The following is a 13939-nucleotide window of genomic DNA, read 5'->3' as shown; positions in this document are numbered from 1 at the left end:
GAGTACGATTAATTTTCAGCTGCAAAATTACAATTTTTCTAGCCGCTCATTTATGCGTAATTTTGAAGAATTAAATAGTATACTTATATGTCAACATACTTTTGTGATTTTAACGTGCGTTGGAGCGATATCGATGCCAACCGCCATTTGGCCAATTCGTCTTATATGCAGTATTGCGCACAGGCCCGGATGGCTTTTATGACTGAACGTAAGATGGGTTTAAAAGAATTAAACCGATGGGGCATTGGCCCTGTGATTCTAAACGAACAATTCTCCTTTTTTAAAGAAATTTACATGGGGCAGAAAGTGAAAGTTAGTTTGGAAATTGATGGAGTTTCAGAGGATGGAGGAATCTATCGGTTTTTGCACAAGTTTTATTTGGCGGATGGGACTCACTGTGCCAGTGCGGTAGCTCTGGGTGTATGGATTGATACAATGCTTAGAAAAAGCACCACACCTCCTTCTGATATTATGGAAGTGATGAATGAATTTAAATCAGAATCCACAAAAATCCTCACCAAAGACGATCTGAAGTCTCTCCCATTTCGTCCCGAAAACATAGATCCTTCACAGTTTAAATAAAGTATATCTCACAATTTAGAATTCAAGTTATAGCCTATGTTAGAAGAGAAAAATCCACAGCGCACACCGATTTCTGCTTTGGGAGAGTTTGGTTTAATTAAGCACCTCACAGACACAATCAGTTTAAAGAATGAGAGTTCAAAACGAGGCGTCGGAGACGATGCGGCCGTGATCGATCCTTTGAATCAGCAAGTACTGGTAAGTACCGACATGCTGATTGAAGGAGTTCACTTCAATTTGGGATATGTGCCTTTAAAGCATTTGGGGTATAAATCGGTGGTTGTAAATTTGAGTGATATTGCCGCAATGAATGCGACACCTACACAGATTGTGGTCGGCGTTGCGGTTTCCAATCGTTTTCCTGTGGAAGCATTGGAGGAGATTTACGAAGGTATTCGTCTCGCTTGTGAGCATTATAAGGTGGATTTAGTAGGGGGAGATACCACAAGTTCAACTTCCGGGCTAATTCTTAGTATCACAGCCATTGGGTTAAGCCCAGAGGATCAAATTGTGAAAAGAAGCGGGGCAAACGAAGGAGATTTACTTGTGGTAAGTGGTGATCTCGGAGGAGCCTACCTAGGTCTTCAAATTTTAGAGAGAGAACATTCTGTTTTCCTTGTCAATCCAAGCATGCAGCCTGAGATGCAAGGATATGAATACATTTTAGAGCGTCAACTAAAACCGGAAGCAAGAACGGATATAAAGGAAAAATTAGTTACTCTGGGTATTAAGCCGACTTCGATGATTGATGTGTCAGACGGACTGGCCTCCGAAATTTTGCATCTTTCCCAGCAATCTGGCGTGGGAATTAGACTTTACGAAGAGAAGATTCCTTTAGATCCAAACACGATTACGACGGCCGATGAGTTTAATCTTAATCCAGCCATGTGTGCCCTTAATGGAGGAGAAGACTATGAACTTCTTTTTACGATTGCCGCTACAGATTTCGATAAAATTCAAAACCATCCTGATTTTTCAATCATTGGACATGTTGTGGATGCGCCACAAGGAAATAAAATGGTACTTCGAGGAAGTAACGAATTGGCCGACTTGACGGCTCAAGGTTGGGATGCTTTTTTGAATGCGGAGGAATAAAGAGTCTACACCACTGCGGAATTATTCTGAGTTAGAAAATCCTTAAGCTCTACATTTGTTTTGTAAGGTTCGAGTTTAGGGATTTTGTATTGAGTGGAATCAAAGTAATGAAGGCTCCATTCTCCTAGATCGTATTCTAACCAAGAAAGATTTTCAATCCAATCCCCAGAATTAAGATAGCGGGTTTTTCCCATTTTCGTTTCCACAACCTTGTCGCAAGGCATGTGGATGTGACCGCAGATGACAAAATCGTACTGATTGTCAATCGCCAGTTCAATGGTTTTTTGTTCAAAATCGCCCACAAATTTGACCGCTTTTTTCACCGAATTCTTAATCTGTTTGGAAAGAGAGACTTTTTGTTTGCCCATCAATTTTAAAACCCAATTGATGGCTCGGTTGAGTAGGATGAGCCAATCGTACCCAATACCTCCTATTTTCGCAATTATCTTGGCACCCCCTTTCGTCGTATGATCGAAGATGTCTCCGTGGAAGATCCAATGCGTTTTCCCATGAATCTCAAGAAGGTACTTATTGGTCAGTTGTAGGTTTCCAAAGGAAATGTCGGCGTATTTTCTTAGGAATTCATCGTGATTTCCTGTAATGTAAATCACTTTGGTTCCTCGCTGCATCATCTTGAACAGTTCAGAAATGACGGCCATATGCGACGTTGGAAAATAGCGCTTGGAGAAGGCCCAACCGTCTATAATGTCTCCATTCAAAATGAGTAATTTGGGATGGATACTTTTCAAATAAGCTAAAAATTCCTTGGCATGACACCCGTAGGTTCCAAGATGAAGATCTGAGACGATAGCAATTTCAATTTCTCTTCGGTCCGCCATAATGCGTTTTTCCCAAAGATAAAGGGTAGATATGAATTGCGTATGAACTTAAAATTAAATTTAAACTCCCCTTAATTCAAGTGAAAGTAAGGGGAGTATGGACTCAATTTATTTCTCTGCTTGAGCGATGTTAATAATAACCTTAATTGCTTTTTGCATCGTTTCTATTGCCACGTATTCATAGGGTCCGTGGAAATTCATTCCTCCCGCAAAGATATTTGGGCAAGGAAGTCCCATGTAGGAAAGTTGTGCTCCGTCAGTACCTCCGCGGATGGCTTTAATTTTGGGTTCAACACCTGAGGCTTTCATAGCCTCAGCTGCAATATCGACAATGTGCATCTTGCCTTCAAATTGTTGTTTCATGTTTCGATACTGCTCCGTGATTTCGACCTGCGCAGTGTCGTCTCCATGCTTTGCATTGAACTCCTTCACGATGGATACAAGTAGGGATTTTCTCTGTTCAAATTTTTCACTGTCATGGTCACGGATAATGTATTGAAGTTTAGCTTCGGAGATGTCCGCTGTGATTTCCATAAGATGGAAAAATCCCTCATACCCCCTTGTCGTTCCAGGGGTTTGATCTGCAGGAAGTAGCGCTGCAAACTCACTGGCCAGCAAAGCAGCATTCACCATCTTTCCATAGGCATATCCAGGGTGGACACTAAGTCCGTGGATCTTCACAACCGCTCCTGCAGCATTGAAGTTTTCATATTCAAGTTCTCCCGCTTCACTTCCGTCCATGGTGTAGGCCCATTTTGCTCCAAACTTTTCGACATCAAATTTATGAGCCCCTCTACCAATTTCTTCATCAGGAGTAAATCCAATGGCTATTTTTCCGTGTTTGATTTCGGGATGTGCTAACAGGTATTCAGCTGCAGTCACGATTTCCGCTACACCTGCTTTGTCGTCCGCCCCTAAAAGAGAGGTTCCGTCCGTAGTAATTAAGGTTTGACCTACATAGTTTTTCAAGCTCTCAAAGCGGTTAGGAGACAAAGTAAATCCTGTTTTCTCATTTAAAATAAGATCTTTTCCGTCGTAATTTTCCCAAATTTGAGGATTGACGTTCTCTCCATTAAAGTCGGGTGAAGTATCGTAGTGCGCAATAAATCCGATTGTCGGATCACTGTCATTTTCTTTATTGGAAGGCAGGGTGGCATAAATATACCCCTGTCCGTCTAGTTCTACATCGCTAAGTCCTAGTTCTTGAAGCTCTTGAAATATGTATTTTGCAATGGTCCACTGCTGAGGAGTTGAAGGACAAGATTCACTTTCAGGGTCACTGGTGGAGTATATTCTCACGTAATTCAGAAAACGGTCTTGAAGTTTAGACTTCCACTCAGGTGTAAAATTTATCGGTTGCATGCTTTAATAGAATATGTAATTGTAATTAAACAAAGGTAATAAATTAGCCCTAAACTCTTGCAAGGAGGTTTATGCCCCGTTTGGAGTTCGGTGATTTTTTGAGAGTAGATTTTGGACTTTGGTCAAAATGTTTATCTTTACGTAAACGCAAATACAAACACATGTTTCTTACTGAATGTCCAAGAGATGCCATGCAAGGATGGGGTGAATTTATTCCCACTGACACTAAAATTGACTACATAAATGAACTTATGAGTGTAGGTTTTGATGTTTTAGATTGCGCAAGCTTTGTATCCCCAAAGGCAATTCCCCAAATGGCGGACAGTGGAGAAGTAGTTGACCGAATAGACAAATCCAATTCGAAGACAAAACTTTCTGTGATTGTCGCGAATATACGCGGGTCTGAAAAAGCACTAAGCCATTCCAATGTCGATATTTTAGGCTTCCCTTTCTCTATTTCGGAAACTTTTCAATTCCGAAACACAAACAAGAATCAAGAAGAAGCCTTTCGACAAATTGGAGAGATTTTTAAAATGGCAAATGCAGAAGGCAAAGAATTGAATTTGTACTTTTCGATGGCCTTTGGAAACCCTTATGGGGAAAAATGGAGATGGGAGGATGTGGATTATTGGGCCAAACGTTTTATTGAGTTAGGCATCACGAACATCCAACTCTCCGATACAACTGGAGTGGCTACAGTCGAGACCATAGATTTGTTATTCGACAAAATTCCAAGTTTAAATCCGGAGATTAATTTTGGTGCGCATTTTCACAATCGCTACGAGGACTCTTACGAAAAAATTAAAGCAGCCTACGATCGGGGTTGCTTGCGTTTTGACACTGCTATTAAAGGAATTGGAGGATGCCCAATGGCCAAAGACGATTTAGTCGGTAATCTTCCAACGGAGCAATTGATTAATTTTCTGCACAATAAAAATATTCCCCACGGTCTTAATTTACTGAATTTTGAAAGTGCCTATAACCGGGCAAAAGACGTGTTCCATTTTTAATACTTTAATGCAATGAAGAACACTACATTAATTTCAGCAAAGGAGTTGAAGGATAGGCTTTCTGATCCCTCACTTGTCTTATGGGACGCAAGAACAGGAGCGGGAGCCAAGGAGGAGTATTTGACAAGCCACCTAAGCGGAGCATTGTTTGTAGATTTAAATACAGATTTAAGTGCTGTAACGCAAGACCCTACAAAAGGGGGACGACATCCGCTTCCGCAAATTTCTGTGTTTTTAGAGACGGTGAGTCAGCTCGGAATAGGACGTGACTCATTTGTCGTGATTTATGACACTAGTTTTGGCGCAAATGCGGCCGCAAGAGCTTGGTGGATGTTAAAAGCGATTGGCCTCGATGAGGTCTACGTACTAGACGGTGGATTTGCAGCAGGAGCATCTAAGGGAATCCCTCTGGGTTCAGGACCTCAGCAAGCAAAGCCTGCCGAAAGAATAGCGGCCACAGTATGGGGTCTTCCTGTTGTATCCCTTCTTGAGGTGAAAAAAGCAATAGATCAAAAAGAGCGAGTGGTAATTGACGTGAGAGAAGAGAGCCGTTTCCAAGGAGATTTTGAACCCATTGACCTAGTCGCAGGCCATATTCCAGGAGCCTTGAATGTTCCCTTTTCTGAAAATTTAGATGAGCACGGACTGTTTTTAGACAAAGAAATTTTAAGATCAAAATACGAATCAATTCTTGAGAAAGAGGAGAGTCATTCCCCTATTGTACATTGTGGTTCTGGTGTCACGGCCTGTCATACCATTTTGGCAATGAGTTATGCAGGACTTGAAGTCCCTACGCTCTATGTGGGATCATGGAGTGAGTGGAGTCGAAGCAGCGAGCCGCTTGCTACGCGTTAAAAAAACAAAAAAGAGGATGCTAAATCCTCTTTTTTTGTATGATTTTTTGCCTATATCTAGGCTAACGATTAGAATAAGATGCCAAGCTCGAATTTTGCTTCCTCGCTCATCATGTCTTTGTTCCATGCCGGTTCAAATGTCAAATCTAAATCTACATTTTTCACGCCAGGAACTCCTGCGACTTTTTCCTTCACTTCTTGGGGTAGGGATTCGGCAACTGGACAGTTCGGAGTGGTTAAAGTCATGATGACTTTCACTTCCCCTTCTTCTGAAATTTGGACATCATAAATAAGCCCTAATTCGTATATATCGACCGGAATCTCAGGATCGTAAACCGTCTTTAATGTTAAAATAATCTTTTCGCCTATACTAGCGACTTGTTCGTCTGTTAAACTCATTTAATTCTCTTAATAACGTTCTAAAATAGGTTCTTGCCTAAGTCGGCAAAATACGTTTGCCAAAGTTAAGACATCTTTTTCACAATATTTAATTATTCTAATTAAATCTTTGTCTATATGAAAGATAGACGAAACCATGGACCCGTCAATGTCGTCTTTTGGCGTGGGAAGACCTAATACATGAGAAAGAAGTTCTAAGGAAACGAAACTACGGTATTCTCCGAATTTCCAAAGTTCGAGCGTGTCTAGATGGGGGATTTCCCAAGGTTTTTTTCCAAAATTTTGGAACGCTTGGGGTGGCTGCATTCCATTGATTAGATAGCGCCGAGAAATCCATGGAAAATCAAATTCTTTTCCGTTGTGAGCGCAGAGAATTGTCCCACGCATGCCAGCGTGGTTAAAAAGTTCGCCGAATTCTTGAAGAAGGATGAGTTCGTCATTGTCAGCATAGCTTTTAATTTTCAAGCGGCCTGATTTTTCGACCATACCCACAGAGATACAGACAATTTTTCCAAACTCTGCGAAAATACCGGCCCGTTCAAAGTAGACTTCCGAGGAATCCTGACCTTCCAGAAGTTGGGATTTTGCTTTTTTGTTCCATAGGTACTTTTCTGTATCGGAAAGTTCTTCCCATTTTGGCTTTTGTGAGACAGTTTCTATGTCTAAAAATAGGATCTTTTCAATGGGAATTTGTTTTATCATAGGATGGGACTTTAGATACTAATGTAAAGTTAAGTTAACACTTTTACACTTCACGGCAAAGAAAAATATACTAACTTCGTTAATCAAAGAAGATAAAATTCTTACAATTTGTAAGTAGGTATTTGAAAAGCAGGGTAGGAATAATTCGTGAATGGCAGGTTCAAGAAACCTAAAAAGAATACTTTTTCTAAGCACAAAAACATATAAATAACATAGTATGGAAACAAACACAACGTCCTCAGGCTTCCAGGGTACAGATCGTTTGCTTTTTGGGATGATTCTTGGGGTGCTTGCTTTCTGGCTCTTCGCACAGACTACATTGAATATCAATGTGGAAATGGCGAAAGATCTTGGAATTCAGCAAAACACGATGAACATTGCCGTCTCAATTACCTCTTTATTTTCAGGAATTTTTATCGTGGTCATGGGAGGACTTGCAGACCGTGTGGGTAGAGTGAAAATGGTTCAGATAGGATTTATTCTAAGCATGCTGGGGTCCGCTCTCATTGCAATTACGCCGATAGGACCTTCTAGTTCTTATGTATTAATCAGCGGGAGGATTTTGCAAGGACTCTCCGGAGCTTGTTTAATGCCTGCCAGTCTTGCACTAGTGAAAGCTTATTGGCAAGGTCCTGCACGACAAAGAGCCATTAGTCTTTGGTCGATTGGTTCATGGGGAGGTTCAGGTTTTTGTGCTTTATTTGGCGGACTTGTGGCCTCTAATTTAGGATGGCGCTATATCTTTTGGAGTACCGTTATCATCTCCATCATTGGATTCTTAATGGTGAGAGGAACTCCGGAGAGCAAAACAGAAACGAACGGCTCCTATAAATTTGATTTCCTGGGCGTGGTCACTTTTATGATCGCGATTATAGCCTTTCAATTCTTCATATCGAATGGAAGTGATTGGGGCTGGATGAGTCCAAAGTCCTTAGGGCTACTTGGAGTATTTGTTCTTTTCGGTGTTGTGTTTTTCCGAGTTGAAATTAAGAATTCTTTAGCGTTCGTGGATTTTAAATTGTTTAAAAACCTTACGTATACAGGGGCAACAATTTCTAATTTTCTTTTAAATGCGTGCGCCGGAATTTTGATTATTTCCCTATCCCTCGTTCAATTGGGAGCAGGTTTAAGTTCTCAAGAGTCAGGTGTTTTAACCTTAGGATACGCAATCGCCATTGTCGCCTTTATCCGAGTCGGAGAAAAGTTGCTCCAACGTTTTGGAGCAAGAAAACCGATGCTTTGGGGAGCAAGTATTGTAGGGTTTTCCATTTTACTTCTGATGTTGACCTTTGTCATGACGGATACCTATAAAATTTTAGCCGTTGTAGCCTTCTCACTTTTCGGGGTGGGTCTTGCCTTTTATGCCACGCCTTCGACGGATGCGGCACTTTCCAATTTGCCTGATGATCAGGCAGGCGCAGGCTCGGGAATTTATAAAATGGCTTCTTCGTTAGGAGCGGCTATTGGAGTGGCGATTTCTGCAAGTGTGTTTACGGCACTTAGCGGGAATGAGGGCCCGATTGAATGGGTGAACAACTTGGTCGTTTTTCAGGGACGACAAGATAATTTAGCAATTCGCCAAGGCGCTAGTATCGCCTTAGGCGTAAATTTCATTATGGCAATTCTTGCCATAATTAGCATTCTGGTCACAATACCAAAAGGTAAAAAACAAATTGAATAGTATGGACACAATTGAAATTTTAAAAAGCAGACAGGCAGAGTTAAACCAGTGGATGGAAACCATGCACAAGTCGCCTGAGCTGTCCATGGTAGAAGAAAACACAGCGGATTTTATTGCAGAGAAATTGGAACAGTTTGAAGGGTATACGGTCACCAAGGGGATAGGGAAATACGGAATCGTGGCTTCTTTGAAAGTTGGAGATTCAAATAAATCCATAGGCTTACGAGCAGACTTTGATGCGCTTCCTATCCAGGAAGATAACAATCTCCCTTACAAAAGTCAGTTCGAAGGGAAGTCCCATTTGTGTGGGCATGATGGACACACCTCTATGCTTCTTGGAGCGGCAAAATACCTAGCTGAAACGAAGAATTTTAACGGAACGATCCATTTAATTTTTCAGCCGGGTGAAGAAACCATGGAGGGAGGAGTCGCAATGATCGAAGATGGGCTCTTTGAAAAATTTCCTATGGATGCTGTTTTTGGAATGCATAATATGCCGGGGCTAAAAGAAGGGACCTTTCATTTTGCAGATGGCGAGTTTATGGCTGCAGTTGACAATTGGGAGATCATCTTAGAGGGCAAAGGAGGACACGGTTCCATGCCTGAAAAAGCAATTGATCCTGTAGTGGCAGGAAGCGCCCTAGTAATGGCATTGCAAACGATTGTAAGTCGAAATATGAGTCCATGGAATAGCGCGGTGGTGACCATAGGAGCTTTCAATTCAGGAAATGCAGGAAATGTAATTCCGCAAACCGCTTCGTTAAAGATTTGTACGAGAACGATGCGCTCTGAGGATCGAGAAATGGTTTTAGCTAAGATTAAGTCCATCACGAAAGCGCAGGCAGAAAGTTTTGGAGTGACTTATGAAATCAAAGAAGGAGTGCCCGGTGCAGTGCTCGTGAATACACCAGAAGAAACAGCGTTTGCTAAAGGAGTTGCAGAAAAGTATTTTGGCAATGAACGTGTGGAATATCCTTCCCCGCCGTATATGGGAAGTGAAGATTTCGCTTTTATGCTACAAAAGAAAAAGGGAAATTATTGCATGGTGGGCAATGGAGAAGGCTTTATGGTACATCATCCAAAATACCAGTTTAATCAAAGTATTTTACCAGTTGGCGCGAGCTATTGGATCCACCTCGTGGAAGAGTATCTAAAATAGATAAAGAATCACATTCCTTTCTAACTAGGCAATTTCAGAGACTCAAGTAGCGCCTGAACTTGCCTTTTTTGTTTTTCATATCGAATTTGGAGTGCAGATCCTTCTCCCATCCTGTTGTAGTAAATAAGGGCTTTTTCGGCAAATTGAATGCGGTTAAAATCAGGAGCATCAGGGATCAAAGGAAAGTGGGGATGGAATAGCATTTCGTAGTAGGCTTGCCATTCGCGTTCATTTTTATCCTCCACTGGATTTTCGCGGTCCTTTTGACGAACATGGAGCATCTCATGTGCAATCATATTGAGGATAAGGGAAAGATCGAAATGCAAAATATTTTGAGGCAAATACACCGTTTGCTTTCCTCCTATGGGGCCTTCGGCTGTGAGAAGAAGACTGTTTGGTGAGATTTCGCTTCGGAGCTCAAACCCATGAATGTTGCTGTGGCTTAATCCATAGGTTTCCACGAGGTATTCCACAGCCTCTTTTACTTTCTGCTCTTTTGAATAGGAAAGGATATTTTCTTTAATTGCCTTGTGATCCATGGTGTAAAATAACGAAAAATCTGCCGTCCAAAAGGCGGCAGATCTAAAAAATCATTTATGAAAAAAATTAAAACTCAATTTGAACTTCTAGTTTTTCGGCTAAAAGTTTTGAGATTTTGGTTTTTAGAGGTTCGATGTCGATGTTTTCCATCGCATCATTTGCAAAGGCATATAATAAAAGGGCCCGCGCTTCTTTGACAGAAATCCCGCGCTGTCTTAAATAGAACAGTGCATCTTTGTCTAACTGACCTACGGTACAGCCGTGGGAGCATTTTACATCGTCTGCAAAAATCTCTAATTGTGGCTTCGTGTCAATACTTGCTCCTTCAGAGAGTAAAATATTGTTATTCTGCTGGTAGGCATTGGTTTTTTGTGCGATTTTATCCACAAAAACCTTTCCATTAAAGACCCCGTGAGAACGATCGTTGTAGATTCCCTTGTAGTTTTGATAACTCTCACAGTTAGGCTGGTTGTGGTGTACCGCCGTGTGGTGATCTACAAGTTGGTCGTCTCCAATAAGGGTAATTCCGTTCATGAACGAATTAATATTAGAACCGTTTTGAATGAAATCCAAATTGTTTCTAATGATTTTCCCTCCGAAAGAGAATGTGTTTACTGTGGTGAGACTGTCACTTTCTTGTTGGGCAAACGTGTGGTCAATTAAATAGGAAGTAGCAGAGTCGTTTTGAACTTTGTGCCAATCCGCTTTTGCATTGGAGTAGGTGAAAATTTCCGTAACCGAATTGGTTAGGACGCTATGAGAGTCAAAGTTGTGATGACTTTCAATGACTTCGATTTCAGCACCTTGATCCACGATCAGTAGGTTTCTTGTGTTATAGAAAGTATGGGTAGGTTGATTGTCGGATAGATAGAATACGTGGATTGGTTTTTCAATCACGACGTTTTTCTGTACTTTCATGAAGAATCCATTGCGGAAATAAGCCATGTTCAAATTGGTAAACGCCAATTCTGGATTTGCAACTTTGCCAAAGTATTTCTCAAAAACTTCTTTGTAGTTCGCATCGTTTAAGGCGTGCTTAAAGGACATGAATTCCACATTTTCAATGGAGACTTTGGATAGTTCTTTATGCAACTTCCCGTTAATGAACACGATCCAGTCAAAGTTTTCTTCTCCTAGATGCAGTTCGCTTAATTGCTGCTCGGTGATATGATGTTCTTCCACAGGGAACATCGAGTACTCTTTTTCTGTAATTTCCTTTAGGTTCGTGTATTTATATTCCTCGTCTTTCTTAGTCGGAAAGCCTAGATCAAGGAATTTCGCAAGAGCCTCCTTTCTAGGTTCATCTAGAAAACGGTGCTCAAGAGTTTGTAGAAATTCAGGGTGGTTATTTTGAATTGATTCTAATAGTGGCATTCTTATATTTAGGTTTTACTGCCCCACGGGGCAAAAAATAAGTCGAGAGGTTGGCCTCCCAGGTTAAGATCTTAGTTTAGCAGCCAATCATAGCCTTTGTCTTCAAGTTCTAAGGCAAGAGATTTGTCACCCGTTTTGATGATTTTCCCATCGGCTAGAACATGAACAAAGTCAGGTTGGATATAATCTAAAAGTCTTTGGTAGTGCGTGATTAATAAAACTGCATTTCCCTCGTTTTTAAATGAATTTACCCCGTCTGCAACGATTCGCAAGGCATCGATATCGAGTCCCGAATCCGTTTCGTCCAGAATCGCAAGTTTGGGATTCAACATTAGCATTTGGAAAATTTCATTTCTTTTCTTTTCTCCACCTGAGAATCCGTCGTTTAACGAACGGCCTAAGAAATCTTTGCGAATATTTAGTTTTTCCGAGTTTTCTCTCACAAGAGCAAGGAGTTCTTTTGCAGGTAGATCCTCTAAACCATGCGCTTTACGAGTCTCGTTTAACGCAGCTTTGATAAAGTTTGTTACCGTCACACCAGGTATTTCCACCGGGTATTGGAAGGACATGAAAATTCCTTTGTGTGCCCGGTCTTCCGGTGCGTCCTCTAGAATACTGCTGTTTTCAAATTGGATATCTCCCTGCGTAACTTCGTAATCCTCTTTTCCTGCAATGACAGAAGAAAGAGTTGATTTTCCTGCTCCGTTAGGTCCCATGATTGCATGGACTTCTCCCGGTTTGATCTCTAGGTTGATTCCTTTTAGTATTTCAATGCCTTCCTCTTTAATCTCGGCATGTAGGTTGTTAATTTTAAGCATAATCTAATTTGCGTATTTGTGATGCCAATCGTGATGGCAGACTTTAAATTTAGGTTTTTAATCTGGGGATATTATCCTACAGATCCTTCTAGTGATATTTCAAGTAATTTTTGAGCTTCAATTGCAAATTCCATGGGAAGCTTGTTTAGTACTTCCTTACTGAATCCATTGACAATAAGTGCGATGGCCTTTTCTGTGTTGATTCCTCTTTGGTTGCAATAGAAAATCTGATCCTCTCCGATTTTGGAAGTGGTGGCCTCATGCTCAAGTTGCGCAGTTGGGTTTTTTATTTCAATATATGGGAAAGTGTGCGCGCCGCACTCATTGCCCATTAAGAGTGAATCACACTGTGAGAAGTTCCTCGCTCCTTTTGCGCTTGGCATCACCTTCACTAGTCCACGGTATGAGTTGTTCGATTTTCCAGCAGAAATCCCTTTGGAAATAATCGTGGATCTTGTGTTTTTACCTATGTGGATCATTTTGGTCCCAGTATCGGCATATTGATGATTGTTGGTCACAGCAATCGAGTAGAATTCTCCAATGGAGTTGTCTCCTTTAAGAATGCAGCTTGGGTATTTCCAAGTCACGGCAGATCCAGTTTCTACTTGGGTCCAAGAAATTTTTGCATTCTTTTCGCAAAGTCCACGTTTGGTTACAAAATTGTAAACCCCTCCTTTTCCTTGGTCGTCTCCTGGATACCAGTTTTGGACTGTGGAATATTTAATTTCGGCACCGTCCATTGCAATTAGCTCTACTACGGCAGCGTGCAATTGGTTTTCATCTCTCGATGGTGCAGTACATCCTTCCAGGTAAGATACATAGCTTCCTTCGTCTGCGATGACCAAAGTTCTTTCGAATTGGCCTGTTCCCGCTTGGTTAATTCTAAAGTAAGTAGAAAGTTCCATAGGGCATTTCACCCCTTTTGGAATGTAACAGAAACTACCGTCCGAAAATACAGCGGAGTTTAGGGCAGAATAGAAATTATCTCCTCTCGGAACTACTTTGCCTAGGTATTTTTTGACCAGTTCCGGATGTTCTCTGATGGCTTCCGAAATAGAGCAGAAAATAATCCCTTTTTCTTTTAGTGTCTTTTGAAAGGTGGTCTTTACAGATACGGAATCAATTACGATGTCCACAGCCACACCGGAAAGCCTTTTTTGCTCCTCGATGTTAATCCCTAGTTTTTCAAAGGTTTTCAGTAGTTCTGGATCTACTTCGTCAAGACTTTCTAATTCTGGCTTTTTCTTGGGCGCTGAATAGTATTTAATAGCTTGGAAGTCTGGAGATTCATGTTTGATGTTGGCCCAAGTAGGCTCAGTCATCTTAAGCCAAACTCGGTATGCGTCTAAACGCCATTCCGTCATCCAGCTTGGTTCTTCTTTCTTTTCCGAGATTAATCGAACAATGTCTTCATTCAGTCCGGTCGGGAAATCTTCATATTCAATGTCCGTATAAAAGCCCGCTTCGTACTCTTTGGTTTTGAGATCTTCTCTAAGATCGTCTTCTGTATATTTAGTCATAAGA

Annotated in this window: 14 protein-coding genes; 6 read left to right on the top strand and 8 right to left on the bottom strand. The window is 41.2% G+C overall.

Translation table 11 applies throughout. The annotated features are described in order from the left end of the window. The first annotated feature begins 87 nt into the window (after positions 1 to 87). Positions 88 to 582 carry an acyl-CoA thioesterase gene (locus ACX3PU_RS00875; RefSeq protein WP_459082866.1) on the top strand — a complete coding sequence of 165 codons (495 nt, stop codon included), beginning with the start codon at positions 88 to 90 and terminating at the stop codon, positions 580 to 582. Positions 583 to 618: 36 nt separating this feature from the next. Further along, the gene (gene thiL, locus ACX3PU_RS00870) at positions 619 to 1677 is read left to right on the top strand and encodes a thiamine-phosphate kinase (RefSeq protein WP_459082864.1); all 1059 of its coding nucleotides are present in this window, start codon (positions 619 to 621) and stop codon (positions 1675 to 1677) included. 5 nt (positions 1678 to 1682) lie between these two features. On the opposite strand, the gene ACX3PU_RS00865 is transcribed toward thiL, so the two are convergent. Then, on the bottom strand, positions 1683 to 2516 hold the full coding sequence (locus ACX3PU_RS00865; protein WP_459082862.1) for a UDP-2,3-diacylglucosamine diphosphatase: 834 nt from the start codon (positions 2514 to 2516) through the stop codon (positions 1683 to 1685). Positions 2517 to 2624: 108 nt separating this feature from the next. Further along, complete coding sequence (gene pepT / locus ACX3PU_RS00860; RefSeq protein WP_459082860.1) at positions 2625 to 3878, bottom strand: peptidase T; 1254 nt, start codon at positions 3876 to 3878, stop codon at positions 2625 to 2627. A gap of 161 nt (positions 3879 to 4039) precedes the next feature. On the opposite strand from pepT, the gene ACX3PU_RS00855 reads away from it, so the two are divergent. Both ACX3PU_RS00855 and ACX3PU_RS00850 read left to right on the top strand, forming a co-directional pair. After that, positions 4040 to 4888 carry a hydroxymethylglutaryl-CoA lyase gene (locus tag ACX3PU_RS00855; RefSeq protein WP_459082858.1) on the top strand — a complete coding sequence of 283 codons (849 nt, stop codon included), beginning with the start codon at positions 4040 to 4042 and terminating at the stop codon, positions 4886 to 4888. Positions 4889 to 4900: 12 nt separating this feature from the next. Further along, positions 4901 to 5743, top strand: a complete 843-nt coding sequence (locus ACX3PU_RS00850; protein WP_459082856.1) for a sulfurtransferase — start codon at positions 4901 to 4903, stop codon at positions 5741 to 5743. A gap of 68 nt (positions 5744 to 5811) precedes the next feature. On the opposite strand, the gene ACX3PU_RS00845 is transcribed toward ACX3PU_RS00850, so the two are convergent. Then, on the bottom strand, positions 5812 to 6141 hold the full coding sequence (locus tag ACX3PU_RS00845) for an SUF system Fe-S cluster assembly protein (protein ID WP_459082854.1): 330 nt from the start codon (positions 6139 to 6141) through the stop codon (positions 5812 to 5814). Positions 6142 to 6150: 9 nt separating this feature from the next. Then, positions 6151 to 6843 carry a ribonuclease H-like domain-containing protein gene (locus tag ACX3PU_RS00840; protein ID WP_459082852.1) on the bottom strand — a complete coding sequence of 231 codons (693 nt, stop codon included), beginning with the start codon at positions 6841 to 6843 and terminating at the stop codon, positions 6151 to 6153. A gap of 217 nt (positions 6844 to 7060) precedes the next feature. On the opposite strand from ACX3PU_RS00840, the gene ACX3PU_RS00835 reads away from it, so the two are divergent. Continuing rightward, positions 7061 to 8524 carry an MFS transporter gene (locus ACX3PU_RS00835; protein WP_459082850.1) on the top strand — a complete coding sequence of 488 codons (1464 nt, stop codon included), beginning with the start codon at positions 7061 to 7063 and terminating at the stop codon, positions 8522 to 8524. 1 nt (position 8525) lies between these two features. Then, positions 8526 to 9683 (top strand): M20 aminoacylase family protein, encoded by a 1158-nt coding sequence (locus ACX3PU_RS00830; protein ID WP_459082848.1) that lies wholly within the window; start codon positions 8526 to 8528, stop codon positions 9681 to 9683. 20 nt (positions 9684 to 9703) lie between these two features. On the opposite strand, the gene ACX3PU_RS00825 is transcribed toward ACX3PU_RS00830, so the two are convergent. From ACX3PU_RS00825 to sufB, 4 genes are all read right to left on the bottom strand, one after another. Further along, entirely contained in the window at positions 9704 to 10222 is a 519-nt protein-coding gene (locus ACX3PU_RS00825; RefSeq protein ID WP_459082846.1) for a hypothetical protein, read from the bottom strand. Between the two features lie 67 nt (positions 10223 to 10289). Then, on the bottom strand, positions 10290 to 11597 hold the full coding sequence (sufD, locus tag ACX3PU_RS00820) for a Fe-S cluster assembly protein SufD (RefSeq protein ID WP_459082844.1): 1308 nt from the start codon (positions 11595 to 11597) through the stop codon (positions 10290 to 10292). A gap of 71 nt (positions 11598 to 11668) precedes the next feature. Continuing rightward, positions 11669 to 12415, bottom strand: a complete 747-nt coding sequence (gene sufC, locus ACX3PU_RS00815) for a Fe-S cluster assembly ATPase SufC (RefSeq protein WP_459082842.1) — start codon at positions 12413 to 12415, stop codon at positions 11669 to 11671. Positions 12416 to 12486: 71 nt separating this feature from the next. Further along, positions 12487 to 13935, bottom strand: a complete 1449-nt coding sequence (gene sufB, locus ACX3PU_RS00810) for a Fe-S cluster assembly protein SufB (RefSeq protein ID WP_459082840.1) — start codon at positions 13933 to 13935, stop codon at positions 12487 to 12489. Positions 13936 to 13939: the final 4 nt, after the last annotated feature.

It is taken from the genome of Chryseobacterium sp. A301 (genome assembly GCF_054489425.1).
Note: the sequence above shows the minus strand (reverse complement) of the source record. Positions and strands in the feature narration are given on the sequence as shown.

What these genes read in the sequence shown, in the direction of transcription:
- ACX3PU_RS00875 (WP_459082866.1), top strand. Translation starts at nt 88, where the DNA reads ATGTCAACATACTTTTGTGATTTTAACGTGCGTTGGAGCGATATCGAT.
- thiL (WP_459082864.1), top strand. Translation starts at nt 619, where the DNA reads ATGTTAGAAGAGAAAAATCCACAGCGCACACCGATTTCTGCTTTGGGA.
- ACX3PU_RS00865 (WP_459082862.1), bottom strand. Translation starts at nt 2,516, where the DNA reads ATGGCGGACCGAAGAGAAATTGAAATTGCTATCGTCTCAGATCTTCAT.
- pepT (WP_459082860.1), bottom strand. Translation starts at nt 3,878, where the DNA reads ATGCAACCGATAAATTTTACACCTGAGTGGAAGTCTAAACTTCAAGAC.
- ACX3PU_RS00855 (WP_459082858.1), top strand. Translation starts at nt 4,040, where the DNA reads ATGTTTCTTACTGAATGTCCAAGAGATGCCATGCAAGGATGGGGTGAA.
- ACX3PU_RS00850 (WP_459082856.1), top strand. Translation starts at nt 4,901, where the DNA reads ATGAAGAACACTACATTAATTTCAGCAAAGGAGTTGAAGGATAGGCTT.
- ACX3PU_RS00845 (WP_459082854.1), bottom strand. Translation starts at nt 6,141, where the DNA reads ATGAGTTTAACAGACGAACAAGTCGCTAGTATAGGCGAAAAGATTATT.
- ACX3PU_RS00840 (WP_459082852.1), bottom strand. Translation starts at nt 6,843, where the DNA reads ATGATAAAACAAATTCCCATTGAAAAGATCCTATTTTTAGACATAGAA.
- ACX3PU_RS00835 (WP_459082850.1), top strand. Translation starts at nt 7,061, where the DNA reads ATGGAAACAAACACAACGTCCTCAGGCTTCCAGGGTACAGATCGTTTG.
- ACX3PU_RS00830 (WP_459082848.1), top strand. Translation starts at nt 8,526, where the DNA reads ATGGACACAATTGAAATTTTAAAAAGCAGACAGGCAGAGTTAAACCAG.
- ACX3PU_RS00825 (WP_459082846.1), bottom strand. Translation starts at nt 10,222, where the DNA reads ATGGATCACAAGGCAATTAAAGAAAATATCCTTTCCTATTCAAAAGAG.
- sufD (WP_459082844.1), bottom strand. Translation starts at nt 11,597, where the DNA reads ATGCCACTATTAGAATCAATTCAAAATAACCACCCTGAATTTCTACAA.
- sufC (WP_459082842.1), bottom strand. Translation starts at nt 12,415, where the DNA reads ATGCTTAAAATTAACAACCTACATGCCGAGATTAAAGAGGAAGGCATT.
- sufB (WP_459082840.1), bottom strand. Translation starts at nt 13,935, where the DNA reads ATGACTAAATATACAGAAGACGATCTTAGAGAAGATCTCAAAACCAAA.